The sequence below is a fragment of the Ensifer sp. BR816 genome (genome assembly GCF_000378985.1).
GTDB lineage: Bacteria > Pseudomonadota > Alphaproteobacteria > Rhizobiales > Rhizobiaceae > Sinorhizobium.
Genome location: NZ_KB905370.1, coordinates 1,573,714 through 1,600,424, shown reverse-complemented (window position 1 = coordinate 1,600,424; position 26,711 = coordinate 1,573,714). Strand labels below are relative to the sequence as shown.

27 protein-coding genes, 1 tRNA gene and 1 pseudogene are annotated in these 26,711 nt (G+C 62.9%); 17 read left to right on the top strand and 12 right to left on the bottom strand.

The window, feature by feature from the left end:
- The first annotated feature begins 231 nt into the window (after positions 1–231).
- The 3 genes from acnA to RHIBR816_RS0107695 all read left to right on the top strand — a co-directional run bounded on the left by acnA (position 232) and on the right by RHIBR816_RS0107695 (position 4,835).
- Entirely contained in the window at positions 232–2,922 is a 2,691-nt protein-coding gene (gene acnA, locus RHIBR816_RS0107705; RefSeq protein WP_018235951.1) for an aconitate hydratase AcnA, read from the top strand.
- Positions 2,923–3,178: 256 nt separating this feature from the next.
- Positions 3,179–3,952, top strand: a complete 774-nt coding sequence (locus RHIBR816_RS0107700) for a thioredoxin family protein (protein ID WP_026186744.1) — start codon at positions 3,179–3,181, stop codon at positions 3,950–3,952.
- Between the two features lie 478 nt (positions 3,953–4,430).
- The gene (locus tag RHIBR816_RS0107695; protein WP_034816054.1) at positions 4,431–4,835 is read left to right on the top strand and encodes a DUF2794 domain-containing protein; all 405 of its coding nucleotides are present in this window, start codon (positions 4,431–4,433) and stop codon (positions 4,833–4,835) included.
- Between the two features lie 70 nt (positions 4,836–4,905).
- Here the strand turns inward: RHIBR816_RS0107695 and RHIBR816_RS0107690 are convergent, their stop codons facing one another.
- From RHIBR816_RS0107690 to RHIBR816_RS0107675, 4 genes are all read right to left on the bottom strand, one after another.
- Positions 4,906–5,463 carry a GNAT family N-acetyltransferase gene (locus tag RHIBR816_RS0107690; protein ID WP_018235947.1) on the bottom strand — a complete coding sequence of 186 codons (558 nt, stop codon included), beginning with the start codon at positions 5,461–5,463 and terminating at the stop codon, positions 4,906–4,908.
- Positions 5,464–5,580: 117 nt separating this feature from the next.
- Positions 5,581–6,318 carry a Bax inhibitor-1/YccA family protein gene (locus RHIBR816_RS0107685; RefSeq protein WP_026186742.1) on the bottom strand — a complete coding sequence of 246 codons (738 nt, stop codon included), beginning with the start codon at positions 6,316–6,318 and terminating at the stop codon, positions 5,581–5,583.
- Between the two features lie 215 nt (positions 6,319–6,533).
- Positions 6,534–9,089 carry an ABC transporter permease gene (locus tag RHIBR816_RS0107680; RefSeq protein ID WP_018235945.1) on the bottom strand — a complete coding sequence of 852 codons (2,556 nt, stop codon included), beginning with the start codon at positions 9,087–9,089 and terminating at the stop codon, positions 6,534–6,536.
- Positions 9,086–9,811, bottom strand: coding sequence for an ABC transporter ATP-binding protein (locus tag RHIBR816_RS0107675; protein ID WP_018235944.1), 726 nt, complete (start codon positions 9,809–9,811; stop codon positions 9,086–9,088). Before RHIBR816_RS0107675 ends, RHIBR816_RS0107680 begins: the two co-directional genes overlap by 4 nt.
- A gap of 72 nt (positions 9,812–9,883) precedes the next feature.
- Between RHIBR816_RS0107675 and RHIBR816_RS0107670 the strand changes: the two genes are divergently transcribed.
- Positions 9,884–10,525 carry an arylesterase gene (locus tag RHIBR816_RS0107670; protein WP_018235943.1) on the top strand — a complete coding sequence of 214 codons (642 nt, stop codon included), beginning with the start codon at positions 9,884–9,886 and terminating at the stop codon, positions 10,523–10,525.
- A gap of 112 nt (positions 10,526–10,637) precedes the next feature.
- Complete coding sequence (thpR, locus tag RHIBR816_RS0107665; RefSeq protein WP_026186740.1) at positions 10,638–11,225, top strand: RNA 2',3'-cyclic phosphodiesterase; 588 nt, start codon at positions 10,638–10,640, stop codon at positions 11,223–11,225.
- Here thpR and RHIBR816_RS0107660 read toward each other — a convergent pair.
- Positions 11,165–11,647 carry a protein-tyrosine-phosphatase gene (locus RHIBR816_RS0107660; RefSeq protein WP_018235941.1) on the bottom strand — a complete coding sequence of 161 codons (483 nt, stop codon included), beginning with the start codon at positions 11,645–11,647 and terminating at the stop codon, positions 11,165–11,167. The genes thpR and RHIBR816_RS0107660 overlap by 61 nt on opposite strands.
- A gap of 70 nt (positions 11,648–11,717) precedes the next feature.
- Between RHIBR816_RS0107660 and RHIBR816_RS0107655 the strand changes: the two genes are divergently transcribed.
- From RHIBR816_RS0107655 to rlmN, 4 genes are all read left to right on the top strand, one after another.
- Entirely contained in the window at positions 11,718–12,035 is a 318-nt protein-coding gene (locus tag RHIBR816_RS0107655; protein WP_018235940.1) for a 4a-hydroxytetrahydrobiopterin dehydratase, read from the top strand.
- A gap of 61 nt (positions 12,036–12,096) precedes the next feature.
- Positions 12,097–12,474 carry a YkvA family protein gene (locus tag RHIBR816_RS0107650; protein WP_018235939.1) on the top strand — a complete coding sequence of 126 codons (378 nt, stop codon included), beginning with the start codon at positions 12,097–12,099 and terminating at the stop codon, positions 12,472–12,474.
- A 432-nt stretch (positions 12,475–12,906) separates the two neighbouring features.
- Entirely contained in the window at positions 12,907–13,410 is a 504-nt protein-coding gene (locus RHIBR816_RS0107645) for an invasion associated locus B family protein (RefSeq protein ID WP_018235938.1), read from the top strand.
- A gap of 233 nt (positions 13,411–13,643) precedes the next feature.
- Entirely contained in the window at positions 13,644–14,879 is a 1,236-nt protein-coding gene (gene rlmN / locus RHIBR816_RS0107640; RefSeq protein ID WP_018235937.1) for a 23S rRNA (adenine(2503)-C(2))-methyltransferase RlmN, read from the top strand.
- A 105-nt stretch (positions 14,880–14,984) separates the two neighbouring features.
- Here the strand turns inward: rlmN and RHIBR816_RS35685 are convergent.
- From RHIBR816_RS35685 to RHIBR816_RS0107610, 5 genes are all read right to left on the bottom strand, one after another.
- Positions 14,985–15,936, bottom strand: a protein-coding gene (locus tag RHIBR816_RS35685; RefSeq protein WP_371259044.1) for an IS630 family transposase whose coding sequence is annotated in 2 segments (ribosomal slippage) — positions 14,985–15,621 and positions 15,620–15,936 — 954 coding nt in all. Because the reading frame shifts where the segments join, the coding sequence is not laid out codon by codon here.
- 83 nt (positions 15,937–16,019) lie between these two features.
- Positions 16,020–16,208 (bottom strand): Trm112 family protein, encoded by a 189-nt coding sequence (locus RHIBR816_RS0107625; RefSeq protein WP_018235934.1) that lies wholly within the window; start codon positions 16,206–16,208, stop codon positions 16,020–16,022.
- A gap of 10 nt (positions 16,209–16,218) precedes the next feature.
- Positions 16,219–16,899 (bottom strand): LON peptidase substrate-binding domain-containing protein, encoded by a 681-nt coding sequence (locus RHIBR816_RS0107620; RefSeq protein ID WP_018235933.1) that lies wholly within the window; start codon positions 16,897–16,899, stop codon positions 16,219–16,221.
- A gap of 145 nt (positions 16,900–17,044) precedes the next feature.
- The gene (trxA, locus tag RHIBR816_RS0107615; RefSeq protein ID WP_018235932.1) at positions 17,045–18,022 is read right to left on the bottom strand and encodes a thioredoxin; all 978 of its coding nucleotides are present in this window, start codon (positions 18,020–18,022) and stop codon (positions 17,045–17,047) included.
- Between the two features lie 59 nt (positions 18,023–18,081).
- A complete protein-coding gene (locus RHIBR816_RS0107610) occupies positions 18,082–18,591 on the bottom strand; it encodes a prolyl-tRNA synthetase associated domain-containing protein (RefSeq protein WP_018235931.1) in 510 nt (169 codons plus the stop codon).
- Between the two features lie 355 nt (positions 18,592–18,946).
- Here RHIBR816_RS0107610 and RHIBR816_RS0107605 point away from each other — a divergent pair.
- From RHIBR816_RS0107605 to RHIBR816_RS0107575, 6 genes and pseudogenes are all read left to right on the top strand, one after another.
- A tRNA-Gly gene (locus RHIBR816_RS0107605) sits at positions 18,947–19,021 on the top strand.
- A 378-nt stretch (positions 19,022–19,399) separates the two neighbouring features.
- Positions 19,400–19,933 (top strand): 50S ribosomal protein L19, encoded by a 534-nt coding sequence (rplS, locus tag RHIBR816_RS0107600; protein ID WP_018235930.1) that lies wholly within the window; start codon positions 19,400–19,402, stop codon positions 19,931–19,933.
- A gap of 127 nt (positions 19,934–20,060) precedes the next feature.
- A complete protein-coding gene (locus RHIBR816_RS0107595; RefSeq protein ID WP_018235929.1) occupies positions 20,061–20,870 on the top strand; it encodes a basic amino acid ABC transporter substrate-binding protein in 810 nt (269 codons plus the stop codon).
- 9 nt (positions 20,871–20,879) lie between these two features.
- Positions 20,880–21,697 (top strand): annotated as a pseudogene (locus RHIBR816_RS33790) (amino acid ABC transporter permease).
- 430 nt (positions 21,698–22,127) lie between these two features.
- Positions 22,128–23,537: a 3-isopropylmalate dehydratase large subunit gene (gene leuC / locus RHIBR816_RS0107580; protein WP_018235927.1), complete on the top strand. Its 1,410-nt coding sequence runs from the start codon at positions 22,128–22,130 to the stop codon at positions 23,535–23,537.
- 178 nt (positions 23,538–23,715) lie between these two features.
- Positions 23,716–24,255 carry a histidine phosphatase family protein gene (locus tag RHIBR816_RS0107575; RefSeq protein ID WP_018235926.1) on the top strand — a complete coding sequence of 180 codons (540 nt, stop codon included), beginning with the start codon at positions 23,716–23,718 and terminating at the stop codon, positions 24,253–24,255.
- 9 nt (positions 24,256–24,264) lie between these two features.
- On the opposite strand, the gene RHIBR816_RS0107570 is transcribed toward RHIBR816_RS0107575, so the two are convergent.
- The gene (locus RHIBR816_RS0107570; RefSeq protein WP_018235925.1) at positions 24,265–24,813 is read right to left on the bottom strand and encodes a L,D-transpeptidase; all 549 of its coding nucleotides are present in this window, start codon (positions 24,811–24,813) and stop codon (positions 24,265–24,267) included.
- Between the two features lie 142 nt (positions 24,814–24,955).
- Between RHIBR816_RS0107570 and RHIBR816_RS0107565 the strand changes: the two genes are divergently transcribed.
- Both RHIBR816_RS0107565 and RHIBR816_RS0107560 read left to right on the top strand, forming a co-directional pair.
- Complete coding sequence (locus tag RHIBR816_RS0107565; protein ID WP_018235924.1) at positions 24,956–25,639, top strand: response regulator transcription factor; 684 nt, start codon at positions 24,956–24,958, stop codon at positions 25,637–25,639.
- A gap of 15 nt (positions 25,640–25,654) precedes the next feature.
- A complete protein-coding gene (locus tag RHIBR816_RS0107560; RefSeq protein ID WP_018235923.1) occupies positions 25,655–26,110 on the top strand; it encodes a cyclic nucleotide-binding domain-containing protein in 456 nt (151 codons plus the stop codon).
- Positions 26,111–26,147: 37 nt separating this feature from the next.
- Here RHIBR816_RS0107560 and RHIBR816_RS0107555 read toward each other — a convergent pair whose 3' ends face one another.
- A complete protein-coding gene (locus tag RHIBR816_RS0107555; RefSeq protein ID WP_018235922.1) occupies positions 26,148–26,582 on the bottom strand; it encodes a metallopeptidase family protein in 435 nt (144 codons plus the stop codon).
- Positions 26,583–26,711: the final 129 nt, after the last annotated feature.

Sequence of the window (26,711 nt, the reverse complement as noted above, 5' to 3'; positions counted from 1 at the left end):
AAAAAAAGTTCCGATTGGACCTTGGTTGGTCTGGCACGATTTCGAGAAATTATCTATAAGGCGGCCAACACGCCAGCGGTCGGCGTGAATTTTATCCAAGCGCCGAACATGGAATGACATTCCACGTACGGACAGCGGAAATGGCCGCACCCGCATCCCATTTCGCGCCTCACAGGCGCTCGGGCGTTCGTACGTCAGTTTTTGGCGATCAGACGGAACGGGGTAATTCCAGTGTCCAAATCCCTAGACAGTTTCAATTGTCGCTCCACGCTCACCGTCAATGGCGTGGACTATGTCTATTACAGCCTGCCGAAAGCGGAAGCGAACGGCCTCGCCGGTGTCTCCAAGCTTCCCTATTCGATGAAGGTGCTGCTGGAAAACCTGCTGCGCAACGAGGACGGCCGCTCGGTCACCAGGAAGGACATCGAAAACGTCGCCGCATGGCTCAGCGACAAGGGCACTGCGGAAAATGAGATCGCCTACCGTCCGGCACGCGTTCTGATGCAGGACTTCACCGGCGTTCCGGCTGTCGTCGACCTCGCGGCGATGCGCGATGCGATGGTTTCGCTCGGCGGCGACCCGGAAAAGATCAACCCGCTCGTGCCGGTCGACCTCGTCATCGACCACTCGGTCATCGTCGACGAATTCGGCACGCCCACTGCCTTTGCCAAGAACGTCGAGCTCGAATACCAGCGCAACGGCGAGCGCTACCGCTTCCTGAAGTGGGGCCAGCAGGCCTTCAAGAACTTCCGCGTCGTGCCGCCCGGCACCGGCATCTGTCACCAGGTCAACCTCGAATATCTCGGCCAGACGGTCTGGACCCGCGAAGAGAACGGCGAAATCACCGCCTATCCGGATACCTGCGTCGGCACCGACAGCCACACCACGATGATCAACGGCCTCGGCGTGCTCGGCTGGGGTGTCGGCGGCATCGAAGCCGAAGCCGCGATGCTTGGTCAGCCGGTCTCGATGCTCTTGCCGGAAGTCATCGGCTTCAAGCTCACCGGCAAGCTCAAGGAAGGCGTGACGGCAACCGACTTGGTGCTGACCGTCGTCCAGATGCTGCGCAAGAAGGGTGTCGTTTCGAAGTTCGTCGAATTCTTCGGCCCCGGCCTCGACAACATGACGCTTGCCGACCGGGCCACCATTGGCAACATGGGTCCGGAATACGGCGCCACCTGCGGCTTCTTCCCGGTCGATGCCGAGACGATCAACTATCTCACCATGTCCGGCCGTGAAGAGAGCCGCATCGCGCTCGTCGAGGCCTATTCCAAGGCTCAAGGCATGTGGCGCGAAGGCGACGGTTCGGACCTCGTCTTCACCGACACGCTGGAACTCGATCTCGGCGACGTCGTGCCGTCGATGGCCGGTCCGAAGCGCCCGGAAGGCCGCATTGCGCTGGAAAACATCGCTTCCGGTTTCGCCACAGCGCTCGAGAACGACTACAAGAAGCCCGGCCAGCTTTCCAACCGCTATGCGGTCGAAGGCACGGATTTCGACCTCGGCCATGGCGACGTCGCGATCGCGGCAATCACCTCCTGCACCAACACCTCGAACCCGTCGGTGCTGATCGCAGCCGGCCTGCTGGCCCGCAACGCCGTCGCCAAGGGCCTGAAGACCAAGCCTTGGGTCAAGACCTCGCTGGCACCGGGATCGCAGGTCGTCGGCGAATACCTCGCCAAGTCGGGCCTGCAGAAGGACCTCGACGCGCTCGGCTTCAACCTCGTCGGCTTCGGCTGCACGACCTGCATCGGCAACTCCGGCCCGCTGCCGGCGCCGATCTCGAAGACGATCAACGAGAAGGGCCTGATCGCCGCCGGCGTTCTTTCCGGCAACCGCAACTTCGAAGGCCGCATCTCGCCGGACGTCCAGGCAAACTATCTCGCCTCGCCGCCGCTCGTCGTTGCCTATGCGCTCGCAGGCTCCGTCCAGACGGATCTGACCAAGGATCCGATCGGCGAGGACAAGGACGGCAAGCCGGTCTACCTGAGGGACATCTGGCCGACCTCCAAGGAAATCCAGGAGTTCATCTTCAAATACGTGACCCGCGAGCTCTACGCGTCCAAATACGCGGACGTCTTCAAGGGCGACGAAAACTGGCAGGCCGTCCAGGTTCCGGCCGGGCAGACCTACGCATGGGACGAAGGCTCGACCTATGTGCAGAACCCGCCCTATTTCGTCGGCATGGGCAAGTCCGGCTCGGGCATCTCCGACATCAAGGGCGCCCGCGTCCTCGGCCTCTTCGGCGACAAGATCACGACCGACCACATTTCCCCGGCCGGTTCGATCAAGGCCGCGTCGCCGGCAGGCTCCTACCTGCTCGGCCATGGCGTGACCGTTGCCGACTTCAACCAGTACGGCACGCGCCGCGGCAACCATGAAGTGATGATGCGCGGCACCTTCGCCAACATCCGCATCCGCAACCACATGCTCGGCCCGAACGGCAAGGAAGGTGGCTACACCATCCACTATCCGTCGAAGGAAGAGATGTCGATCTACGACGCAGCGATGCAGTACAAGGAAGAGGGCATTCCGCTCGTCATCTTCGCCGGCGTCGAATACGGCAACGGTTCGTCGCGCGACTGGGCTGCCAAGGGCACCAACCTGCTCGGCGTCAAGGCCGTAGTCGCCCAGTCCTTCGAGCGCATCCACCGCTCGAACCTCGTCGGCATGGGCGTCATTCCCTTCGTCTTCGAAGAGGGCACGACCTGGGATTCGCTCGGCCTGAAGGGCGACGAGGTCGTCACGATCGACAACCTCGCCAAAGTCCAGCCGCGTGAAAGGCGTGTCGCCAGGATCACCTATGGCGACGGTTCGGTGAAGGAAGTGCCGCTCATCTGCCGCATCGACACGCTGGACGAGGTCACCTACGTCAACAATGGCGGCATCCTGCAGACGGTTCTGCGCGATCTCGCGGCCTGAAGCCGATCGGCCGGGGCCGGATGAGGGTTCCGCACATTCTGCTTCAACGATCTGGCCGGGGCATCAGCCGATGCCCCGGTTTTTTGTTGCCAGCCCTTCCGGTGGAATGGGCTTTCGCTTCGTCAGGCGCGCCTATCCGCCGGTTTTCCGAATTTGGCGACAGGTCACTCCAACGTGACTTTCTGTTGAAACCGGGCCGTCGTATGTAATGTATTCCCCTGATGAAGACGCCCGCCCGACAAACGCAAGTGAAGCCATGACACGCGCCTCAACGCCAATGATCCGCCGCCTGGCCCTGACGATGGGGTTTCTCGGCGTCATCGGCGGCACGGCGGCGGCGGACAAGGACCGGGCGATCAAGGGGGTTGTCGAGCTGTTCACCAGCCAGGGCTGTTCCTCCTGCCCGCCGGCCGACGCCGCCCTGAAGAAGCTGGTCGACGAGGGTGACGTCGTGGCTCTCTCCTATCACGTCGACTATTGGAACTATCTCGGCTGGGCCGACACGCTGGCGACCAAGGAAAACACAGAGCGGCAATATGCCTATGCCCGGATGCTCGGCCGCAGCGGCGTCTACACGCCGCAGGTGGTTCTGAACGGTCGCGACCACGTGAACGGCTCCAACCTCGAGGCGATCAAGACCCGCCTGGCGACGATGGGGGCGAGCGGTGGCGGGCTCGCGGTGCCGGTCGATGCCTCGATGGGTGGCGACGAAATCTCCATCAAGGTCGGCGCCGGCGAGGGCAAGGCGAATGTCGTCGTCGTTTATTTCGACCGGGCCAGGGAGGTCAAAGTCGAAAGGGGCGAAAACAAAGGCAAAGAGATCGCCTATTGGCACGCGGTCAAGGATATCCAGACCATCGGCATGTGGGACGGCAAGCCCGCCCAGTTCACGCTGCCCGCTTCGGTGCTGATCGAGGGGCGCGGCAACAGCGGTTGCGCGATCCTGCTGCAATCGATGAAGGACGCGGAAACGCCCGGTCCGATCATCGGCGCTGCAACCCTTCTCGCCGGCCCGCAGGGCAAGCTTTAGCCGCGCTGCAAGGGCGGCGGAGTTCGCTCGCGGGGGAAGTTAAGCCGATGGGGCCCTTTCAAAGTGCTACAGCGACCTTTGCGCGTCTGATAAGACGCGCGGCGCTGTAGGAGAAGGTGGCCGGCAGGCCGGATGAGGGGCAGGCGCGAAGGAGACCGCGACGCTCGGAATTTCGAGCGGAGGGATGGTTCGGCCCGGCAGCATCGAGGGGCTGGGGCTGAGGGTTCGAAGTTACCGGACCGAACCGGCCATGTCCGCGTTCGGAAACCTCCCGCAGCATGACGACCTGTCCGGACATACGGTGGCAACGACTCTGTCCGGCAGCGCGACGGAGTTTTGCGGTGAATTGGGGCGGCGATTTGACTGAATTGCGGCAAGGGCAAGAATTGCCAGCCTTTACCAACAGCTTCCGGCTTGCATTTCGTCTCTCGTCAGGCACACTGTCATGGTCCTGTCACATCAGAAGGCCGAATTGCCGATGACCGATCAGTCGGATTTTCCGGAGGGCGAAGCGAGTCACCAGGGCCAGACCACATCGAATGTGGTCGTCGATTTTCACGAATACAAACAAGCCAAGAATCCCCCGCCCGTCACCTTCCACCGTCGTGAGCTGGACCTCGTCCTGAGACTCTACGGCCGCATGGTCGGCGAGGGCGAATGGCGCGACTACGCGATCGACCATTTGAAGGACCGTGCCGTGTTCTCGGTGTTCAAGCGTGCCGGGGAAGTCCCGCTCTACCGCATCGAGAAGAACCCTAAGCTCGCCGCCAAGCAGGGTGCCTACAGCGTGCTGAACGCCCACGGCACGATCCTGAAGCGCGGCCACGAGCTGGCTCAGGTCCTTAAAGTCTTCGACAAAGTGCTGAAGCTCGTCGAGACGTGAGCTTTGGAATTTGCCCCTCCTCCGCCTGCCGGCACCTTCTTCCTCGGGTTTGACCTGAGGAGAGGGGCAATCAGTTCCGGTAAAGCGTATCCGGATAGGCGCCCTCGGGCGGCAGGGTATCCGTTCCCTCGCCGAGCGGCAGCTGCATGATCGCGGTATCCAGCCAGCGCCCATGCTTGAGGCCGGTTGCCTTCATCGTCCCCTGATGCTCGAAGCCGACGGCGCGATGAACGGCGATCGAGGAGGGGTGGGCGCCGCCGATCACCGCCACCATCTGGCGGAAACCAAGCGCCGTGCACCTTCTGACGAGCTCCTCGAGCAGCGCCCTGCCGATGCCCTGGCCGCGTGATTCCGGCGCCAGGTAGATCGAATCCTCCACCAGGAACCGATAGGCGGTCCGGGTGCGGAAAGCCGAGGCATAGGCATAGCCGAGCACGCTGCCCCGCTCGTCCGCGGCGACAATATAGGGATAGCCGCTGCCGGTGATCGTCGAGAAGCGCAGCGCCATCTCCGCCTCGGAGGGCGGCGTCACCTCGTAGGTCGCGACACCGTTGAGGACGGATTCGCGGTAGATCTCGGTGATTGCCGGAAGGTCGGTGGCGACGGCGTCGCGAAGCGTGAAGGCCATGGGAGATTTTTTCGTGGTTGGGACTGCCGCAGCATTCGCATGAAGCGGCCGGGCCGATCAAGATTTCGCGCAACAAAAAAGGCGGCCGAAGCCGCCTTCTTCGTCAATTCAAGCTGACTACTCGTTCTTGTTGCCCAGGAACTGCAGCAGGAACATGAACAGGTTGATGAAGTCGAGGTAGAGCGTCAGCGCGCCCATGATGGCCTTGCGGCCGGCGACCGCGACGTCATCGGCCTCGAAGTACATTTCCTTGATCTTCTGGGTGTCGTAGGCGGTGAGGCCCGCGAAGACCAGTACGCCGATCACCGAGATCGCAAAGCCGAGTGCCGACGAGGCGAGGAAGATGTTGACGATCGACGCGATGATCAGGCCGAAGAGGCCCATGATCAGGAACGTGCCGAAGCCCGACAGATCCTTCTTCGTCGTGTAGCCATAGAGCGACAGGGCGCCGAACGAGGCGGCCGTCACGAAGAACGTCTGCACGATGCTCTGCCCGGTGAAGACCAGGAAGATCGAGGACAACGAAAGGCCCATCAGCGCGGCGTAGATCCAGAACGTCGTCTGTGCGGCGGAAACGCTCATGGAGTTGATGCGGAAGCTCATGAAGAAGACCAGCGCCAGCGGTGCCAGCATCACGACCCACTTCAGCGGCGAGGCGTAGATGAGCTGGGCGAATGCCGGATTGGAGGCGGCAAGCGCATAGGTCCCGTAAGCTGCAACGCCGGTCATCGCCAGTCCCAGGGCCATCAGGTTGTAGACCTTCAGCATGTATGCACGAAGGCCTTCATCGATCACGGCACCCGCCTGAGCGCCGGCGGGCGACATTCGGGTTTGGTAGTTTCTCAGATCAGCCATTGTTTCCTCATTTAAGCCCCGGTTGGAATTACGGTGTCGGGCGGCGGGTCTCTCTGTGCCAGCGCACGCCCAGGCGCCGCTGCGGGGCTCCAGCATGCCTGTGGATAAATATGATGGTGAAAGCCGCGCTGCACAAGGCCTCACCCGGTCGGAATCGAGCAAAGCCGGGCGTTTGGGCGATCAAACACGGGTGATTAACGGTAAAATCGCCATCCCTACAGTTCGCGCAGCACCGGAGCGGCCTTCTGCCCGAGGACGCGCCAGGTCCCGGCAAGACCGATGCCGACCGTCACGACAAGGGCGACGGCGATCGTGGCGACGGCGACGTCGGGCAGGAAACTCGAGGGCAGTGTCATGATCCGGCTGACGACGAACCAGGCCGCAGCACCGCCGGCCAAGAGCGCGAAAACGGCGGTGGCGAGGCCGAGGATGAAATATTCGTAGCTGAAGGCGCGGATCAGCGTTCCCCGCGTGGCGCCGAGGGTCTTCAGCACCACCGCGTCATGGATGCGCGCCCGGTTTCCGGCCGCAAGCGCGCCGGCGAGAACCAGCACCGATGCGACCAGCGCCACTGCCGCGGCGGCACGGATTGCCGTGGCAAGCTGCCCAAGCAGCGTGTTGACGATATCGAGCGCGTCCTTGACGCGGACGCTTGTGATTGTCGGGTAGGCGTGGGTGACGGATTTCAACACCGCCGCCTCTTCCGCAGCCGTGGCGTCCGGATCGATGATCGTCGCCAGCCAGGCATGCGGCGCCCCGGCGAAGGTGTTGGGCGAGAAGACCATGACGAAATTGATCGACAGCGACTCCCACTCGACATTGCGGAAATTGGCGATCCGGGCGGTGATATTGCGGCCGAGCACATTGACGGTCACCGTATCGCCGAGCTTCAGACCGAGCTCGCCGGCCTCTTCCGCCGAGAAGGAGACGAGCGGCTCGCCGCTATAGTCCGCGGGCCACCAGGCGCCTTCGGTGAGCGTCGAATTCTCCGGCTTGTTCTTCGCATAGGTAATGCCGCGGTCGCCGCGCAGCACCCATTGCCCGCCGGGCGGCACGGTGCGCCTGTTCACGTCCTCTCCGTTGAGCGCGACGATGCGGCCGCGCAGCATCGGCACCTCGACGATCTTGCCTTTCGGCATGGCCCCGCCGAGCAGCGACCTGAAGCCGTCGATCTCGTGCCCCTGGATGTCGACGAAGAAGAAGTTTGGCGCACGTTCCGACATGCTGCCGGTCAGTTCGCGTCGCAGATTGCCGTCGATCAGCGCGAGGGTGACCAGTAGCGCGAGGCCGAGGCCGAGCGACAGGACCACCGACGGCGTCAAGGCGCCGGGACGATGGATGTTGCCGATCGCCAGCCGAAGCGCCGGCGAGTGGACGCGCGGACTGCGGCGCGCCAGCCAGCCGATGAGGAAGGCCACGGCGCGCAGGACGACGAAGGCGAATGCGATCGCGCCGAGGAAGATCAGCGAGATGTAGCGGTCATAGGCCGTCCAGACGGCGAGACCGGCAAGCGCCGCAAGGCAGACGAGAGCGCCGGCGAGATAGGGCCAGGCGGGAAGACCGGCCGGCTCGAACCCCTGCTGGCGGAAAAGGGCGGTGGCCGGCACCCGGCGCGCCCGACCGAGCGGCAGCACCGCAAAGGCAAGCGCCGTCATGAAGCCGAACAGCGCCGCAAGCGCGAGCGCCGACGGATAGAGCTCGAAGGACGTCGAAACGGGCAGCACGTCGGCCAGGAACTGTGCAGCCACGAACGGTATCAAGGCGCCGAAGACGAGGCCGATGGCGATGCCGATCGCCGCAATCATCAGGATCTGCGCCAGGTAGATCGTCGCCACCAGCGAGGCCGGCGCGCCGAGGCATTTGAAGGTGGCGATGACACCGCGCTTGCCGTCGAGATAGGATCGCACCGCATTGCCGACGCCGACGCCGCCGACGATCAGCGCCGTCAGCCCGACAAGTGTCAGGAACTGCGAGAAGCGGGTGATGTTGGCGTTGAGCGACGGGGCGGCATTGCCGCTGGTACGGATCGACCAGCCGGCGGTCGGAAAGCGCGTCTCGGCCTCGGTCCGAATCGAGGCGACGCGCGACGGATCGGCGAGCCTGATCTTGTAGCTGTGCTCGACGAGGCTGCCGGTCTGCACCAGGCCGGAAGCGGCAAGCGCCTCGGCCGATACCATCAGCCGCGGCGCGAAGCCGAAACCGTCGGACAGCGCATCCGGCTCGCGGATGATCGTGGCATTGACGCGGATCCGCGCGTTGCCGAGGAGGATTTCGGCGCCCGGGGCGACGCCGAGCCGCTCGAGGAGCAGCGGTGCGGCAACGGCGCCGAAGACATCGCCGTCCTTCGCAAGCAGTTCGGCGAGTGGCTTCGCCGGCTCGCTTTCGAGCGCGCCATAAAGCGGATAGGCGCCGTCGACGGCCTTCAATTCCACCAGCGCCTGGTTCGATCCGTCCGGGAGGCGCGCCATGGAGCGTAAGCCTGCGGACGCGGAGACATCGCCGTAGCCGCCGAGAAAGGCGCGCTCCTCGGGGGTGGCGATGCGGTTGTTGAGCTCGAAACGGATATCGCCGGCAAGGATCTCCTGACCCCGCGAGGCGATCGTCGCGCTGATCGACTGCGACAGCGAATTGACGCCGGCGATCGCCGCCGTGCCGAGCGCGATGCAGGCGAGAAAGATGTAGAAGCCCTTGAGACCGCCGCGCATCTCCCGAAGGGCCAGGCGAAGAGCAAGCACGGGGCGAAGGCGATGGATGGCCGTGGCTACGCTCATGCGGATGCGGCCTCCTGGCGGGGCGGTTCGGCGAGCGGCGCTGTCTCGGCGCCGGAAACGATCTCGCCCGAGCGCATCCGCACCTGCCGGGAGCAGCGCCCGGCGAGCGCGGCGTCATGGGTGACCAGAATGAGCGTCATGCCGCGCTCGCGCTGCTCGGCAAAGAGCAGATCGGCGATCTGACGCCCCGTCTCGGCGTCGAGATTGCCGGTTGGCTCGTCGGCGATCAGCAGTTTCGGCGACGGTGCCAGCGCCCGGGCGATCGCCACGCGCTGCTGCTCGCCGCCGGAAAGCTGGCCCGGATAATGCGTCAGCCTTTCGCCGAGCCCGACGGCGACGAGCTCCCGGCGCGCGACATCGAAGGCGTCGCGAACATTGGCGAGCTCCAGCGGCACCGCGACGTTTTCGAGCGCGGTCATGTTGGGGATGAGATGAAAGGACTGGAAGACGATACCGATATTGCGGCCGCGGAAATCGGCGATCTCGTCCTCGTTCATCCGGTGCAGCGCCGTGCCGCCGATGACGATCTCGCCGCGATCGAGTTGCTCCAGGCCGGCCATGACCATCAAGAGGGTCGATTTTCCCGAGCCGGACGGCCCGACGATGCCGACGGATTCGCCGGCGTTCACGGTCAGGCTCACGCCCTTCAGCACATGCACCGAGGCCGCCGCCTCGCCGAGGGTCAGATCGGCATTTTTAAGTTCGATGATGGTTTTTGCCACGCGGAACGACCCTATATGAAAGAAGATAGTTGGAATGACGATAAGATTGCCCGCCGATTTAGGAACGAAAGCATGCGATTGAAAGATTTTCTGCCCTTTTTCTTCTGCCTGGCAATGACAATCGCGTTATCGGCGACGGCCCGCGCCGAAAGCCTGAGTTTCGTCGCTTTCGGCGACAGCCTGATGGCCGGCTATCAGCTTCCGCCGGAGGATGCCTTCCCGGCCCGCCTCGAAAAGGCGCTCAAGGACAAGGGCTTCGATATCACGGTCGCCAATGCGGGCGTGTCGGGCGATACGACATCGGGCGGCCGCGCCCGCATAGACTGGTCGGTGCCGGACGGGACGAAGGGCGTGATCCTCGAACTCGGCGCCAATGATGCGCTGCGCGGTATTCCGCCGGAAGAAACCCGCAACAACCTGGAAGCGATGATCGTGCGGCTCAAGGAACGGGGTGTCGCCGTGCTGCTCGCCGGGATGATGGCCCCACCCAATATGGGTGCCGATTACGCGGCGCGATTCAATTCGATCTATTCCGACCTTGCGAGGGAACACAGCCTCGCCTTCTACCCTTTCTTCCTCGACGGCGTCGTGACCCGGGCGGAGCTGCAACTCGAAGATGGCATGCACCCGAACAGCGATGGCATCGCCATTATGGTGGAGCGCTTTCTCCCAACGGCCGAGCAATTTGTCCGGTCGCTTCAGAAAGGAGAGTGACAAACATCCACAATTAAGCGGACGTTAGTTTCTGAACCCGCCAAATAATAGTTGCGTGCAGAGTTGATGCGTGATTCGCTAAGACATCTGCAAGAGATTCGGGGAGCTCGCCATGCCGAGACTATTCACCGCCCTCGAAATTCCGCGCAATGCAGCAATGAGTCTTTCACTGCTGCGCGGAGGTCTTCCCGGAGCTCGATGGATCGATGTGGAGAACTACCACATCACCCTGCGTTTCATCGGCGACGTCGACTGGCGCACCGCCAATGAAATCATCGACGGGCTCGACCGGATTGAACGGCCGGAATTCCAGTTGCAACTGACGGGCACCGGCGCTTTCGGCTCGAAGAAGCCGCACTCGGTCTGGGCCGGCGTCAGCAACAATCCGGACATGTACGCGCTGCAGGGGGAAATCGAACGCATCTGCCAGCGCCTCGGTCTGCCGCCGGATCCGCGCAAGTTCACGCCGCACGTGACGCTGGCGCGACTACGCGCTTCACGTGTCGACGACGTCGTCGAATATTTGTCAGGGCGCGGCAATTTCATGACCGCGCCCTTTATCGTTCCGCGCTTCGTCCTCTTGTCTTCGCGCGATTCGGTCGGTGGCGGGCCCTACCTGACGGAAGAGGTGTTCCCGCTTCACGAAGGGCGCTCGAGCTTCGCAAGCAGCGAGGAGCAACCCTCCTCCAGCCCCTGGTAGAGCGCATCGAAGGCATCGGCTGTCTCGTAATAGGGATCCGGAACGTCGACGTTCCGGCCCGTGGCAAGCGTCATGAAAAGATGCACCTTGTGTGCCGTTTCCGGCGAAGCGAGGCGCATGAGCTCGCTGACGTTGCAACGGTCCATGCCGAGGATCAGGTCGAAGGCGGCAAAGTCGGCGGCGCTGATCTGCCGGCCGCGCAGATCCTTAATGTCGATGCCGTGGGCTCTGGCAACCGCGATCGACCGCCGATCGGGCGGATGGCCGACATGCCATGCGCCGGTTCCAGCCGAATCGACCGAGACCGACTGGCGATAGCCGGCGCGGCCGACCAACTCACGCATCACACCCTCGGCCAGTGGCGACCGGCAGATATTGCCGAGACAAACGAAGAGAATTCTGACGGGTTTCATGGTATCCATTGGGCTTTCACGGGCGCAACCGCGCGTCCACTCGGCATGGTTAGCCTGAAAAGGGCAGGGAGAAAACCGCATGAGGCCTGACAAGCTCGATGCCGAAGCCATCGCCGAACATCTGCACAGGATGGAGGGCTGGGTTCTCGCCGAGGACGGCGCCTCGATCTGGAAGGCGTTTCGTTTCCGCAACTTCGCCGAAGCCTTCAGCTTCATGACGCAATGCGCTCTCGCGGCGGAGAAGCTCAACCACCATCCGGAATGGTTCAATGTCTACAACAAGGTCGATGTCACGCTTTCGACGCATGACGCCAGCGGACTGACGGAACTCGACTTCAAGCTGGCGGCGAAGATGGACCAGGCCGCCGCCGGCCGGATGCCGGATCATCTGAAATAGGACCATTTGAAATAGCGCCTGCCATGCCCATATCTGGCTGGTGACAAGCGGAACGGACGCGATGGACGACGTGAAGATCGGTGAAATTCTCCTTCCCGGCGAGGAATCGGAACAGGAGCGCCGCGAGCGCAAGGTGCGCCGCAGATTCTGGCCGACCTTCCGCCGGGCAGTCCGCCAGATCCCCTTCAGCCGCGATCTCGTCGCTGCCTACTATTGCGCCGTGGACCCGCAAACGCCGACGCGCACCCGCGGCATATTGCTCGCGGCACTCGCCTATTTCGTCCTGCCGCTTGATTTCGTGCCCGACGTGCTCGCCGCAGTCGGCTTTTCCGACGACGTCGCCGTGCTGACCGCCGCCTTTGCGGCGATTAGCGGCCAGATCAAGGAAACCCACTATCGCAAGGCCGACGAGACGATTGGCGACCGGCCCGATGATTAGGGTCAGGACCTATTAAATTCATCCATTCTGCGCGCCGCTGTAGACCCGCCGCCCGATGGTAAGCGTCGCCGTATTGCCGCCCGCAAAGACAAACTCTTGCCCGATTCTTTGTGACATAGATTCGGAAACGTGACGGCTGTAGGAAAAAACGCTATAGGACGGCGCGTCCGACAAGATTTGAGACAGGGAAATCACCGACCACGACCCGCCGGAACCGACGTTCGACCGAACCGGCAGATCCGCACACGAGAGGACCGCGATGCCCCGAGGACCGGGCATGCGGCCGAAGGGGGCGCCTTCCGCGGGACGATTGCGGCGATCGTTGACGGTTTGGTAACTCGAATTAAGTCAAAATAAATTCAAATCGTGACTATGCGTTGCCCGTGTAAGCCTGGTACGGGCGATCGCAAGCTAGGAAATCGGCAGGAACTCATGTTTGCAAGAAAGATCGCAACTGCAATCGCAATCGTAATAGCGGCAGCCGGCGTGGCTTCCGCGCAGTCGCCGACGCGAATCCAGCAGTTCAATGCCTGGGGCGCCTACTCCTACCAAGCCGGCGGCGGCAAGGTCTGCTATGTCCTGTCGGTGCCGAAGGAGAAGAGCCCCGCCGGTGTCGACCATGGCGACATCTTCTTCCTCGTCTCGCAGCGCCCGGGACAGAACATCAGCTATGAGCCGCAGGCGATGATGGGCTACCCGCTGCAGGACAATTCGAAGGTGAACGTGGTCATCGACGGGCGCACCTTCGTCATGTTCACCAAGGGCAACTCCGCCTGGGTGGAGAACGCCGCCGAGGAGCCGGCCCTGGTCGCCGCCATGAAAACTGGCAAGGACATGTCGGTCAACGCCAAGTCCCGCAAGGGCACCACAACCTCCTACTCCTATTCGTTGTCCGGCATCTCCGCCGCCTTGAAACAGATCGAGGCCTGCAAGTAAGACGCGACAAGGCGTTGTCGATCGCAAAGGCCGGCCGCTCAGCCGGCCTTTTTACTTTTCGGTGAAGCGCTCATGGTGACTCCTCGTCGAAAGAATGCTAAAGGCCGGCAAATTCGGAGCCCCACGCCCCCGTCGAGCGCGCGTCGAGGCTCACCATTTCAATTCGAGCACTGGGAAATAGTCCGGAACCGTTGTCCGGATGCCTCTTTGCTGTACGACAGGACATCGAGAGCATGGCAGCCACCGAGATCTTGAACAGGACGGAGATCGTCAAGGCGCCGCAGGTGCGGCCTCAGCCGCAGGCGGAAAAGCCGTCGCTGATCGGCCTCTTGCGCGAGGACATGGCCAAGCTGCTGGTCGAAAAAGGCGTACCGGAGCGGCAGGTCAAGATGCGCGTCAGCCAGCTCTGGCACTGGCTCTATGTGCGCGGCGTCTCGGACTTCGACCAGATGTCGAACGTTTCCAAGGACATGCGTGAAATGCTCAAGCAGCATTTCACCGTTGCCCGGCCGGAGATCGTCGAGGAGCAGGTATCGGGCGACGGCACGCGCAAGTGGCTGCTGCGCTTTCCGCCGCGCGGTGCCGGCCGGCCGGTGGAGATCGAGACCGTCTATATTCCCGAGGAAGGCCGCGGCACGCTCTGCATCTCGAGCCAGGTCGGCTGTACGCTCACCTGCTCCTTCTGTCACACCGGCACGCAGAAGCTGGTGCGCAACCTGACGGCCGAGGAAATCCTCTCCCAGCTACTGCTCGCCCGCGACCGGCTCGGCGACTTTCCGGAGCGCGACACGCCGCAGGGCGCGATCGTGCCTGCCGAGGGCCGCAAGATCACCAATATCGTGATGATGGGCATGGGCGAGCCGCTCTACAATTTCGACAACGTCAAGACGGCGCTGCTGATCGCCTCGGACGGCGACGGGCTGTCGCTGTCGAAGCGGCGCATCACGCTCTCGACCTCCGGGATCGTTCCGGAGATTTACCGCACCGGCGAGGAGATCGGCGTGATGCTGGCGATCTCGCTGCACGCGGTCAACGACGAACTGCGCGACATGCTGGTGCCGATCAACAAGAAATATCCGCTGAAGGAGCTGATGGCGGCCTGCCGCGCCTATCCGGGCCTTTCGAACGCGCGCCGCATCACCTTCGAATATGTGATGCTGAAGGACGTCAACGACAGCCTGGAAGATGCCAAGGAACTGGTGAAGCTCCTGAAGGGCATTCCGGCGAAAATCAACCTGATCCCCTTCAATCCCTGGCCGGGCACCAACTACCAGTGCTCGGACTGGGAGCAGATCGAGTCCTTCGCCGACTTCATCAACCAGGCCGGCTATGCTTCGCCGATCCGCACTCCGCGCGGCCGCGACATCCTCGCCGCCTGCGGCCAGCTCAAGTCGGAGTCCGAGCGCATGCGCAAGGTCGACCGGCTCGCCTTCGAGGCGATGATGATCGCCAATCACGGCGAGGATTGAGGCGGCCCGTCTCATCTGCCTACCGGCATCTTTTCCGGCGCGTGGAACGAAGGTTAGGGTAAGGGGCCATCCCGGAATGCGAGGTCGATCTAGAGCAACGGACGTTCAAGTGAATCCATATCCGGCGGCGTTGAAGTAGTTTCTGCATTCTGCTGGAGAGAACAGGGCGCAGATGTCGCCGATGGCTTTCCAGAGGGCGTCGATGCTGCGGACGGCCTTTGCTCTCAGATGCGCTTTCAGCTTGGCGAAGGCCATTTCGATCGGATTGAGATCGGGGCTGTAGGGTGGCAGGAAGAGCAGCCAGGCGCCCTTGGCGCGGAGCATCTGCTCGACCTTCTGGCTCTTGTGGGCGGCAAGATTGTCGAGGATGACGACATCGCCGTGTCGCAGCGTGGGCGCGAGCTGTGTTTCGACGTAAGTCTCGAAGATGCGCCGGTTCATCGGCCGGTCGACAACGAAGGGTGCCGTCAGCCCGTCGCATCGCAAGCCGGCGATGAAGGTCTGTGTCTTCCAATGACCGAAGGGCGCCTTGCTCTTCAGGCGACAGCCCTTGAGGCAGCGGCCGCGCAGCCGCGTCATCTTCGTCGTTGTGCCGGTTTCATCAATAAAGACAAGGCGATGTGGCTCAAGTCGCATCCTCGGCTGCCGCCTCGTCGTCCAGGCTTCCCGGGCCTGGCGAATATCCGGGCGATCTTGCTCGCTGGCCAGCAGCGTTTTTTTTGAAGCGGTAGCCGTTGCGGATAAACCAGCGGGAGATCGAAGCCGGATCGACATGCGTGCCCGTGGCCGCCAGTTCGGCCCTGAGTTCGGGCATGGTTATATCGTCCTTTTCGCCGATCCGGCGAAGCAGAAAGCTGCGGTGCGGGTCGAGCTTGGAATGCCGCCGCCCGCCGCCGGGCTTGGGATCAAGCCTCCCGGTCCTGCGCCAGACCTGCATCAGCCTGACGACGAAGGAAACCGATACGCCAAAGTGGGCGGCCGCCGCATGACGCGAGTGCCCGGCATCGACAAAGCGGGAAACCCGCTCCCGAAGATCACGTGAATAGGCTTTTGGCATCGCAAATCACCTCCGGACGAAAGTGAATCACGAATGCCAACGCAACGGAATCCCCCACCGACTCAACCTGAGAATCCGATGCTCTAATCCTCGATCTTGCGCGCCTCCGAGACCAGCATGATCGGCACGCCGTCGCGGATTGGATAGGCAAGGCGGGCCTTTTCCGAGACCAGTTCGTGGGCCTCGGCATCATAGCTAAGCCGCCCCTTCGTCAGGGGGCAGACGAGCAATTCGAGGAGCTTCGGATCGACCCTGCTGGCGTTTGCGTCCATGGCTTCGTCTTCACTGCAGAATGTTGTCGAGATCGCCGAAATTGCGGGCGAGCACGATCTCGGTGATCGCGATCAGCGTTTCGGCGCGCGTCTTGAGATCGGGGGCTTCGAGCAGCGCCTGTTTCTCCGCCGGCCCATAGGGCGACATCATCGCCATCGAATTGACGAGCGTACGGTTGCTTGCGCGTTCGACGCTTTCCCAATCCGCTTCCAGCTTGTTGGCGTCGAGATAGGCGCGGAAGGCGGCGAGCAGCGCCTCGCGGTCGACCAGGGCTTCGTCGTCCGGTCCCTGGAGGTCGGCCGCGAAGGGGCCGATGCGGAAACGGCGATAGCCGCGCACGCCTGAAATCTCTGCAAACAGCCTGTAGCGGCAGACGCCGGTGAGCGAGGTGATATAGCGGCCGTCGCCGGTCTCGGCGAAGGAGGTGATGCGGCCTATGCAGCCGACCTGGCATAGTGCCGGCACAGGCGCGGAATCGATATCGCTGCGGCCCTCTGCAAAGGAGGGCTGGACGATACCGATCAGCCGGTCACCGGAAAGCGCGTCGTCGAACATCGCGAGGTAGCGCGGTTCGAAGATGTTGAGGGGAAGCTGCGCACCCGGAAGAAGCAGCGCGCCTGTCAGCGGGAAGACCGGAATGGTCTCCGGCAAATCCTTCGGACTGAGATAACGCGCATTTCCGACATGCATTTCCGATGGTCCCTGAAGATCGCGGCGTCCCCCGCAGCAGGCGCGCGGACCGCACGCTCAAGAGATGGTGCATCCCTCGAAAATCTCAAGGAGAAAGCGGCGGTCGGCGACGCAAAAAGCAGTTTCGCTTCCCGCCGTCGGCCGGTCAGGAGAACAGAAGCGCGGAAAGCTTGCGGCGGGCGGCGATCGTCGCCGGATCCTTCGGCCCCCAGACTTCGAAGAAGGACAGGAGTTCGCGCCGCGCGGCGTCGTCCTCGAAGCTGCGGTCCCGCTTCATGATCAGCAAGAGATGGTCGGCGGCGCCGGTCCTGTCGCCTTCGACATTGCGGATCTTGGCAAGCTTCAGCCGCGCCGCATGGTCGTCAGGGTTGAGCGCCAGTTGCTGCTCGAGAGCCACCGGATCGCCGAGCTTGCGCGCCTCTTCGATCTGGTCGAGCTTCTTCGAGACGGCGCCGATGGCCGCAGCCTTGCCGATCTCTTCCGGCAGTTGCGAAAGCGCCTGGCGCGCCTCGGCAAGCTGGCCGAGCGCGATCATGCATTCGACCATGCCGGCGATCGCCTCGACATTTTCCGGTTCCGCCTGCAGCACGGCACCATAGAGGCCGGCGGCGTTCTGAGCGTCACCGGCTTCGACGAGCGCCTTGGCGTCGGCAAGCACGGCCTCGACCTCGGCCTTGGCATCGTCCACCGCCGGGCCGGCAATGCGATCGATAAACTGCTTGATCTGGCTCTCGGGGATGGCGCCCATGAAGCCGTCGACCGGGCGGCCGCCGACGAAGGCAATGACGGCCGGGATCGACTGGATGCCGAGCTGGCCGGCGATCGAGGGATGATCGTCGATGTTCATCTTGACGAGCCTGACGCGGCCGGCGGCTTCCTTGACGACCTTCTCGATGACAGGCGTCAGCTGTTTGCACGGCCCGCACCACGGCGCCCAGAAATCGACGAGCACCGGCTGCTGGCGCGAGGCCTCGAGCACGTCGCGCGCGAAGGTGGCGGTGGTCGTCTCCTTGATCAGGTCGCCGGCGGCTGCGCCATTCGGTGCCGGCTGCCCGCCGAACGAGGCCGAGGCCGTCATCTGGTTGCCGAAGGAACCTGCATAGGGATTGTCGCTACCGCCCATTCTTCTCTCCTCGCGGGCTTGCCGCCCGACTTGATGCTTTCCGCGCCAAAGATCGTATGTCAGGCCGTCACTTTCAAGACAAGCGGCTCGTGTCCCGTGGCCTCCATAAAGCGCAGCATATCCTTAGCGGCGATCGACGTCGTCTGGTCGTTCGAGAGGGGATGGCAGTTGATCGTGTCGAATTCCATCAGCCCCTCGTCGAAAATGATCTTCACCTTGCCCGACGTGTCGTTGATCGCGCCGAAGGCGGTCACGGCGCCCGGGATCACGCCCAGATATTCCATCAGCTTCTCCGGTTTGCCGAAGGAGACCTTGCTTGCCGCGCCGATGGTCTGATGGATGGTCTTCAGCTCCACCGTCGCATGCTCCTCGACGGTCAGGAGGAAATAATTGTCCTTTTTGTCCTTGAGGAACAGGTTTTTTGTATGTCCGCCAGGAATTTCGTCGCGCAGCGCCACCGATTCGGCGACGGTGAAGACCGGCTGATGCCGCTTCGTCCGGTGTTCGATACCGAGTTCGTCGAGAAAGCGGAACAACTCTTCCGCGGTCTTCGGCTGCGTCTCGCTCATGCTTCTGATCCTTCTGCCGCCCTAGCGCATCGGCCCGAAAATCGGCATCGATTTTCGGAAAGCGCGATGCGTAGATTCAAAGTCTTACAGCGTCGTTTGCGCGTCTGAATACATGCGCGGCGCTGTAGTGTGCCCCTGCTTTACGAGGAAGGAAGGGCTTGCGCAATCTCAAGGGCGGCGGCGAACGAGCGAGATCGCGGCATTGCGGCCTTTTGGGATTAGTCCGAAAAATTTCTTGCCTTCCACGCCATTTCCCTGTTGCATTTGAAAAATCGATAGGCCATATAGCGCCGGTCGCCGCAAGACGGGGCGGCAACCCACGGTCCACAGACTACCCCGGGCCTGGGTCTGATGAGCGGGTGTAGCTCAGGGGTAGAGCACAACCTTGCCAAGGTTGGGGTCGAGCGTTCGAATCGCTTCACCCGCTCCATTCTTCCAGTTCATACCGAAGACTTGTTTTCAGACATTGCAGCAAGCTCGTACCGAACGGGTTGTCGATGGCTTGCAAAGTCCTCTGCCCAGGTCGACATGCATGATGCTGACGAGCCACATGTGTGCCCCGGATGGGTTCCAGATCCACGAAATGCCCACCGGTGCGGGTGATCGGTCGAGAAAATCCGTGATCGGGGATGACAAGCGGCCTCGTTTGGTGTATGTGCCGCCCCGGTTCGGGTTCTTGCCCGTCGACCATCAACAAAGAATGGTGAAACCGCTCCTGTCCTTGGAAAGAGGGCAAGACCTGAAGGAAATCCCGACAGGTCGGCCGAGAGCGCTCTGGCTGTTTCAGAAGAAAGCAAAGGTTAGACCGATGAACATCATCCAGCAGCTGGAAGCCGAACAGGCCGCCAAGATCGCCGCCAAGCGCACCCTTCCCGATTTCTCCGCCGGCGACACCGTCCGCGTCAACGTCCGCGTCGTCGAAGGCAACCGTACCCGCGTCCAGGCCTATGAAGGCGTCTGCATCGCCCGCTCCGGCGGTGGCCTCAACGAGAGCTTCACCGTTCGCAAGATTTCCTACGGCGAAGGCGTCGAGCGCGTATTCCCGGTCTACTCGCCGCTCGTCGAGAGCGTCGAAGTGGTCCGCCGCGGCAAGGTCCGTCGCGCCAAGCTCTACTATCTGCGCGATCGTCGCGGCAAGTCGGCTCGTATCGTCGAGAACACCGGCACCCGCGCCCGCAAGCTGAACGAAGCCGAGCGCCAGGCAGTCGCCGACGAGAAGGCACGCGTCGAGGCTGAGAAGGTCGCAGCCGCCCAGGCGCTCGCCGCCGAAAAGGCAGCCGCCGAAGCCGCCGAAGCAAAGGCAGCCGAAGAGGCGAAGGCAGCGGAAGCCGCCGCGGAATAAGTTTTCAAATCCTCGGATTTGCGGAAAGGCGGCCTCTCGGCCGCCTTTCTTGTTTAGAACTATCTGCTTGTCTTCCCGACGAAATTCGTGACATTTTCGGTCGCCACAATTTTCGGGAGTTTCTCCAATGACAATCCGCCGCCACGTGCTCGCGGGCATCGCCGCTGCCCTCGCCGTTCCCTTCGCATTTGCCGCGCCTGCCGTCGCGAGCGACCTGCCGGACCTCGGCGGCAAGACGGTCGTCGTCGTCACCGAGAACGCCTACCCGCCGCTGCAATTCGTCGATCCGAAGTCCGGCCAGGCGGTCGGCTGGGAGTATGACGCGATGAACGAGATCGCCAAGCGGCTGAACTTCAGGGTCGAATATCAGAACACCAGCTGGGATGCGATGATCCAGTCGGTATCCGACGGCCAGTATCAGATCGGCATGACCGGCATTACCATCAAGGACGACCGCAAGGAGAAGGTGGACTTCTCCGACCCCTATATGCGTTCGCAGCAGTTCATGCTGGTGCGCGCCGACGAGGCGCGCTTCAAGGATGCCAAGAGCTTTGCGGCGGTCGAAGACGGGCTCGTCGGCGCCCAGCCGGGCACCTCGCCCTTCTACACCGCCGTCTATGAAATCCTCGACGGCAACGAGCAGAACCCGCGCATCAAGCTGTTCGAGACCTTCGGAGCCACGGTGCAGGCGCTGAAAGCCGGCGACGTCGATCTGGTGCTGACCGACAGCGTCGCGGCGAAAGGCTATGTCGACGCCTCCGAAGGCAAGCTCAAAGTGGTCGGCGAGCCGCTCGGCACCGAGGATTTCGGCTTCATCTTCCCGAAGGGATCCGATCTCGTCCAACCGGTCAACGCCGCCATCAAGGCGCTGAAAGAGGACGGCACCTTCGAGGCGCTCAACAAGAAGTGGTTCCTCGACTACAAGATGGGCGGCTGATCGCTACAGATGGCGCCGGTCAATTCATCCGTTTCCGAGAAGGGCGACTATCCCTGGTGGCTGGTCGCCCTCCTTGTAATCGCCGTGGCGCTTGCCGCGGTGATCGCCGCCAATGACATCTTCGCACAGGTCTTCGCGGTCGTCCTGAAGGGTCTCGGCGTCACCGTCTTCGTGACCCTGGTCGGCTTCGCGCTCGCGACCATGCTCGGCCTTGGTGTGGCGCTGATGGCGCTTTCGGAGCACGCGGCATTGCGCCAAGTGGCGCGCTTCTACACCGAAGTCATTCGCGGCGTGCCGATCCTCGTGCTGCTCTTCTATATCGCCTTTGTCGGTGCCCCGGCGCTGGTGACAGCGGTCAACTTCCTGGCGGCGCCGCTCGTCAAGGCGGGCGTCATGGAGCCGCTCGCCGTGCGTGACGTCTCGCTGATGTGGCGGGCGATCATCGCGCTGATGATTGGCTATTCGGCCTTCATCGCCGAGGTCTTCCGTGCCGGCATCCTTTCGGTCGACAAGGGGCAGGTGGAGGCGGCGAAGGCGCTTGGCCTGACGCGCTACCAGCGTTTCCGGCTCGTCGTCTTCCCCCAGGCGATCCGCGTCATCCTGCCGCCGCTCGGCAACGACTTCGCGCGATGGTCAAGGATTCCTCGCTCGTCTCGGTGCTCGGCGTCGCCGACATCACCCAGATGGGCAAGATCTACGCCTCGGGCTCGTTCCGCTTCTTCGAAACCTATTCGATCGTCGCCTATGTCTATCTCATCCTGACGATCGGCCTGTCGCTGGCGCTGCGCGGGCTCGAGCGGCGGCTGAGAAGGGCGGAGGCGCGGTAGGGCGGCAATGCCCCCTCCCCAACCCCTCCCCACAAGGGGGAGGGGTTCCGATGCCGCGCCTGCATGCCCCTTCTGCACCGTTGCAGCCATCTCTCTTGGGACCAAGGAGACGGAAGAGGGTGCCGCGCGCGCCAAACCCCTCCCCCTTGTGGGGAGGGGTTGGGGAGGGGTCTTGACCGTCTACTGCCTTCCATCTCGTCGATTGCCGAACAGTCAAAAAATTGATATGAGCACCGGCCATGGAATCCAAGTTCGGATGTCGCGCCCAGAAAATCGTCGTGCTGCAGGACCACAAGCGTCTGCCGGCACGTTTTTTCGCACGCGTCTGCGGCGCTCTTACGAGCCGCCTATCCTGATCGCCTGATCAGCGTTGTTCCGGCAGCACCGCCGCCGGCTTTTCCGTATTTGAAAATTCGATGGATATCTCGCCATGAGCGCACCGCGTACTCTCTATGACAAGATCTGGGACGATCATCTGGTCAACCAACAGGATGACGGCACCTGTCTGCTCTACATCGACCGTCACCTCGTGCATGAGGTGACGAGTCCGCAGGCCTTCGAAGGCCTGCGCATGGCCGGCCGCAAGGTCCGGGCGCCGGAAAAGACGCTCGCCGTCGTCGACCATAACGTGCCGACCTCGCCGGACCGCCACCTCGGCATCAAGAACGAGGAAAGCCGCATCCAGGTCGAGGCGCTCGCCAGGAACGCTGCCGATTTCGGCGTTGAATATTACTCCGAAAACGACAAGCGTCAGGGCATCGTCCATATCGTCGGCCCCGAACAGGGCTTCACCCTGCCGGGCATGACGATCGTCTGCGGCGACAGCCACACCTCGACGCACGGCGCCTTCGGCGCGCTGGCGCACGGCATCGGCACGTCGGAAGTGGAGCACGTGCTGGCGACCCAGACGCTGATCCAGAAGAAGGCGAAGAACATGCTGGTGCGCGTCGACGGGCAGTTGCCGCCCGGCGTCACCGCCAAGGACATTATCCTTGCCATCATCGGCGAGATCGGCACGGCCGGCGGCACCGGCCATGTCATCGAGTTTGCCGGCGAAGCGATCCGCTCGCTGTCGATGGAAGGTCGCATGACCGTCTGCAACATGACGATCGAGGGCGGCGCCCGCGCCGGCCTGATCGCGCCGGACGAGACGACCTTCGACTATATCAAGGACAAGCCGCGCGCCCCGAAGGGCAAAGCCTGGGACATGGCGCTCGAATACTGGAAGACGCTGCACACGGACGAGGGCGCCCATTATGACCGCGTCGTCGTGCTCGACGCGGCCAACCTGCCGCCGATCGTCTCCTGGGGCTCCTCACCGGAAGACGTCATCTCGGTTCAGGGCGCCGTTCCGAACCCGGACGAGATCCAGGACGAGACGAAGCGCGCTTCGAAGTGGCGCGCGCTCGACTATATGGGCCTGAAGCCGGACACGAAGATCACGGATATCGCCATCGACCGGGTCTTCATCGGCTCCTGCACGAACGGCCGCATCGAGGATCTGCGCGCCGTCGCCAAGGTCGTCGAGGGCCGCAAGGTCGCCTCGACCGTTTCGGCGATGATCGTGCCGGGCTCCGGCCTCGTCAAGGAACAGGCGGAGGCCGAGGGTCTCGACAAGATCTTCAAGGAAGCCGGTTTCGACTGGCGCGAGCCCGGCTGCTCCATGTGCCTGGCGATGAACGACGACCGGCTGAAGCCGGGCGAGCGCTGTGCCTCGACGTCGAACCGCAACTTCGAAGGCCGCCAGGGCTTCAAGGGCCGCACGCACCTTGTCTCGCCGGCGATGGCCGCCGCCGCTGCGGTGGCAGGCCACTTCGTCGATATCCGCGACTGGAAATAGGCCGGTTTTGAGCTTTTCCGGCACAATTGGCCGCCCTTCGGGGCGGCCTTTTTTTGTCGAGGCTGCTACAGCGCCTTGCGTCTTTTCAGACGCGCAAAGATCGCTGCAGCAAGCGGGAAGACAAGTGGCGCCAACGGTGCGACAATCGCCCGATCGATCTTGTCTCGCGAAGACCATCATGTCCGATCCAGATAAAACACCAGCGCGCCGCCTCATGCTGCTTCGCCACGCGAAGTCCGCCTGGCCCGAAGGCGTTGCCGATCATCGCCGGCCGCTCGCCGGGCGCGGGCGAAAGGCCGCCCCGGCGATCGCCGCCTATATGGCCGAGCATGGCCTCGTTCCGGATCTGGCGCTCGTTTCCACGGCACGGCGGGCACAGGAGACCTGGGAGCTCGTGGCCGAGGCCTTGCCGCGCGGCATCGACGTCCGCGATGCCGTCGGCATCTATGAAGTCTCGGCCAAGGCCATTCTCGGCGTGATACGCGGCGTGGAGCCGTCAATACACAACCTGCTGCTCGTTGGGCACAATCCGGGCATGGCGGAGCTTGCCCTCATGCTCGCCGGGGAAGGTGAGGCACTGGCGCGGCTTCACGAGAAATTTCCGACGGCCGCCCTCGCGGTCATCGATTTCGATGCCGGGCAATGGTCGGAGATCGAGCCGGGCCGGGGCCGCCTCGTGCAATTCGTGACACCGCGCAGGCTCGAGCGAGAGCAATGACGGTCTCGGCTACGTTATCCTGACAGCCATGCCGCGGCGCATGTGCCGGACCAGCCGTTTCATCGCCGGCAGGCTGATGGCGATGCAGCCTTGCGTCGGCTCATAGCCGGGGCGGATGAGATGGAAGAAGATCGCGGAGCCGGCATGCCGCCGCCTGGAGGAGATGTTCCAGTCCATGACGAGGCAGACATCGTAAAGCCCGTCATCGCGCATCATCGCTTCGTGACTTGCGGCAAACGGCGCCCTGACCGGGCGATTGTAGGCGGCATGGTCCGGTGCGTCGCACCAGAGCATGTCGCGACGGGTCGCGCGCATCGGCAGTGGCGTCTGCGGCAGGGACACTCGGTCGCGTCGCGTGAAGCCGCCGATCAGCCTCATCGTCGCCCGGGGCGTCGCGCCGTCGCCTTCGCGCTTCATGGCGGTGAGGCCGCCTCGCCCGATCGCCGCCTGCTCCGTTCTGCCGTCGAAGCTCAGAAGCGCGCGACGGCGATCGCGCGGCGCGGCGCGGACGACGATGGTGGACTTCCGCGATCTTACTCCCGACGTTTTCTTGCGCATTATTCTCACGATTTCTTGCTTTGCCGTGATCTCACGGCCACCCTAAGCACGGTTGCACGGCGACAAGATTGAGGAACGGCCGCGCTTTGCCAAGGGCGGCATTTGAGCTAGTTTGAATCCAGGAAGCAACAGGAACTGTCCCATGGCGACGCGCACCATCCTCCTTGTCGACGATGACAATGATCTGCGTGAGACGTTGATAGAGCAGCTTTCTCTCTATGAGGAGTTCGACCTCCTGCAGGAAGCGACGGCCGGCAAGGGCATCCAGACGGCGCGCGCCCGCCAGGTGGACCTGTTGATCATGGATGTCGGCCTGCCGGACATGGATGGCCGCGAGGCGGTGAAGCTTCTGCGCAAGGGTGGATTCAAGGCGCCGATCATCATGCTGACCGGTCACGATACCGATTCGGACACGATCCTCGGGCTTGAGGCCGGCGCCAACGACTATGTCACCAAGCCCTTCCGCTTCGCCGTGCTGCTCGCCCGCATCCGCGCCCAGCTGCGCCAGCACGAGCAGAGCGAGGACGCGACCTTCAGCGTCGGCCCCTACACGTTCAAGCCGAGCCAGAAGCTGCTGACGATGGAGAACGGCCAGAAGATTCGCCTGACCGAAAAGGAGGCGGCGATCATCCGCTACCTCTACCGCGCCGACCAGAAGGTGGTGACCCGCGACGTCCTGCTCGAGGAGGTGTGGGGCTACAATTCCGGGGTGACGACGCACACGCTCGAGACGCATGTCTACCGGCTTCGCCAGAAAATCGAACGCGACCCTTCCAATGCCGAGATTTTGGTGACAGAGAACGGCGGCTACAAGATCGTTCCATGATCGGAGATTTGCCGCTTGTCACTCAATGATGACATCGCACTTCTGTCCAACGTCTCGCTCTTCGCCGAGATTGGCGACGACAAGCTTCGGCTGATCGCCTTCGGCGCCGAGCGCCGTCGCGTTGCCAAGGGCCATGAGCTCTTCCGCGAAGGCGCGCCGGCCGATTGCGCCTATGCGGTTGCCGCCGGAAGCTTCTCGCTGTCGAAACTCGACGCCGAAGGCCGCCCGCAGCCGGTCGACAGCGTCGGCCGCGGCGCGCTGTTGTCGGAACTGGCGCTGATCTCGATGGTCGAGCGCAAGTTCACCGCGACCGCGAACGAGGACAGCGAGGTGATCCGTATCAACCGGCCGCTTTTCCGCCGCATGCTGGAAGAATATCCGGAGGTGACCGCCTTGGTCGAAGCCCGGATCCGCGACAATCTGCAGGCGATGATCCGCCGCGTCGAGGCGCTTGCAGGGCGGTTCGCTTAGCGCATGTCGTCCAAAAAACTTTAGGAAGCTGTTGGCTCTAACCGCCGACGTGCTCGACGCTCGCCTCGATCCGCTCCATGTCGTCGTCGGACAGGCCGAAATGGTGGCCGATCTCGTGGATCAGCACATGGGTGATGATGTCGCCGAGCGTTTCCTCGTTTTCCGCCCAGTAATCGAGGATCGGGCGACGGTAGAGGGTGATCCGGTTCGGGAACTGGCCGGTCTCCATGGTGAAGCGCTCGCCGATGCCGCGCCCCTCGAACAGGCCAAGCAGATCGAAAGGCGTCTCGAGCGCCATGTCTTCGAAGACGTCGTCGCTGGGAAAATCGGCAACTTCGATGATGAGGTCCGTCGTCAGCTTGCGGAATTCCTGCGGCAGGTGGCTATAGGCTTCAAACGCAAGCTGTTCGAATGTGGTAAGCGTCGGTGCGTGGCGTTCCCGCCAATCATCGGTCTGGTCAATGCGGGCCATAGGCACTCCTTGTTGCCCTCATATAGCGATTTCGCGTTTGTTTTTCGAGTGTTGAATTGTGGTCGGGCAGGCGTGAGGAATAAATTCTTATCCTTTGCTGTTGACTCTTCCCGCAAGCTCTGGAATCCA

Bases quoted from the DNA above. Each gene is read 5' to 3' on its own strand.
- RHIBR816_RS0107655 (WP_018235940.1), top strand. From the start codon at position 11,718: ATGAGGCCTGACAAGCTCGATGCCGAAGCCATCGCCGAACATCTGCAC.
- RHIBR816_RS0107690 (WP_018235947.1), bottom strand. From the start codon at position 5,463: ATGGCCTTCACGCTTCGCGACGCCGTCGCCACCGACCTTCCGGCAATC.
- RHIBR816_RS0107670 (WP_018235943.1), top strand. From the start codon at position 9,884: ATGCGATTGAAAGATTTTCTGCCCTTTTTCTTCTGCCTGGCAATGACA.
- thpR (WP_026186740.1), top strand. From the start codon at position 10,638: ATGCCGAGACTATTCACCGCCCTCGAAATTCCGCGCAATGCAGCAATG.
- rlmN (WP_018235937.1), top strand. From the start codon at position 13,644: ATGGCAGCCACCGAGATCTTGAACAGGACGGAGATCGTCAAGGCGCCG.
- RHIBR816_RS0107660 (WP_018235941.1), bottom strand. From the start codon at position 11,647: ATGGATACCATGAAACCCGTCAGAATTCTCTTCGTTTGTCTCGGCAAT.
- RHIBR816_RS0107625 (WP_018235934.1), bottom strand. From the start codon at position 16,208: ATGGACGCAAACGCCAGCAGGGTCGATCCGAAGCTCCTCGAATTGCTC.
- RHIBR816_RS0107685 (WP_026186742.1), bottom strand. From the start codon at position 6,318: ATGGCTGATCTGAGAAACTACCAAACCCGAATGTCGCCCGCCGGCGCT.
- RHIBR816_RS0107555 (WP_018235922.1), bottom strand. From the start codon at position 26,582: ATGGCCCGCATTGACCAGACCGATGATTGGCGGGAACGCCACGCACCG.
- RHIBR816_RS0107650 (WP_018235939.1), top strand. From the start codon at position 12,097: ATGGACGACGTGAAGATCGGTGAAATTCTCCTTCCCGGCGAGGAATCG.
- RHIBR816_RS0107700 (WP_026186744.1), top strand. From the start codon at position 3,179: ATGACACGCGCCTCAACGCCAATGATCCGCCGCCTGGCCCTGACGATG.
- rplS (WP_018235930.1), top strand. From the start codon at position 19,400: ATGAACATCATCCAGCAGCTGGAAGCCGAACAGGCCGCCAAGATCGCC.
- RHIBR816_RS0107620 (WP_018235933.1), bottom strand. From the start codon at position 16,899: ATGCATGTCGGAAATGCGCGTTATCTCAGTCCGAAGGATTTGCCGGAG.
- RHIBR816_RS0107570 (WP_018235925.1), bottom strand. From the start codon at position 24,813: ATGCGCAAGAAAACGTCGGGAGTAAGATCGCGGAAGTCCACCATCGTC.
- RHIBR816_RS0107610 (WP_018235931.1), bottom strand. From the start codon at position 18,591: ATGAGCGAGACGCAGCCGAAGACCGCGGAAGAGTTGTTCCGCTTTCTC.
- RHIBR816_RS0107595 (WP_018235929.1), top strand. From the start codon at position 20,061: ATGACAATCCGCCGCCACGTGCTCGCGGGCATCGCCGCTGCCCTCGCC.
- RHIBR816_RS0107565 (WP_018235924.1), top strand. From the start codon at position 24,956: ATGGCGACGCGCACCATCCTCCTTGTCGACGATGACAATGATCTGCGT.
- trxA (WP_018235932.1), bottom strand. From the start codon at position 18,022: ATGGGCGGTAGCGACAATCCCTATGCAGGTTCCTTCGGCAACCAGATG.
- RHIBR816_RS0107645 (WP_018235938.1), top strand. From the start codon at position 12,907: ATGTTTGCAAGAAAGATCGCAACTGCAATCGCAATCGTAATAGCGGCA.
- RHIBR816_RS0107680 (WP_018235945.1), bottom strand. From the start codon at position 9,089: ATGAGCGTAGCCACGGCCATCCATCGCCTTCGCCCCGTGCTTGCTCTT.
- RHIBR816_RS0107575 (WP_018235926.1), top strand. From the start codon at position 23,716: ATGTCCGATCCAGATAAAACACCAGCGCGCCGCCTCATGCTGCTTCGC.
- leuC (WP_018235927.1), top strand. From the start codon at position 22,128: ATGAGCGCACCGCGTACTCTCTATGACAAGATCTGGGACGATCATCTG.
- RHIBR816_RS0107695 (WP_034816054.1), top strand. From the start codon at position 4,431: ATGACCGATCAGTCGGATTTTCCGGAGGGCGAAGCGAGTCACCAGGGC.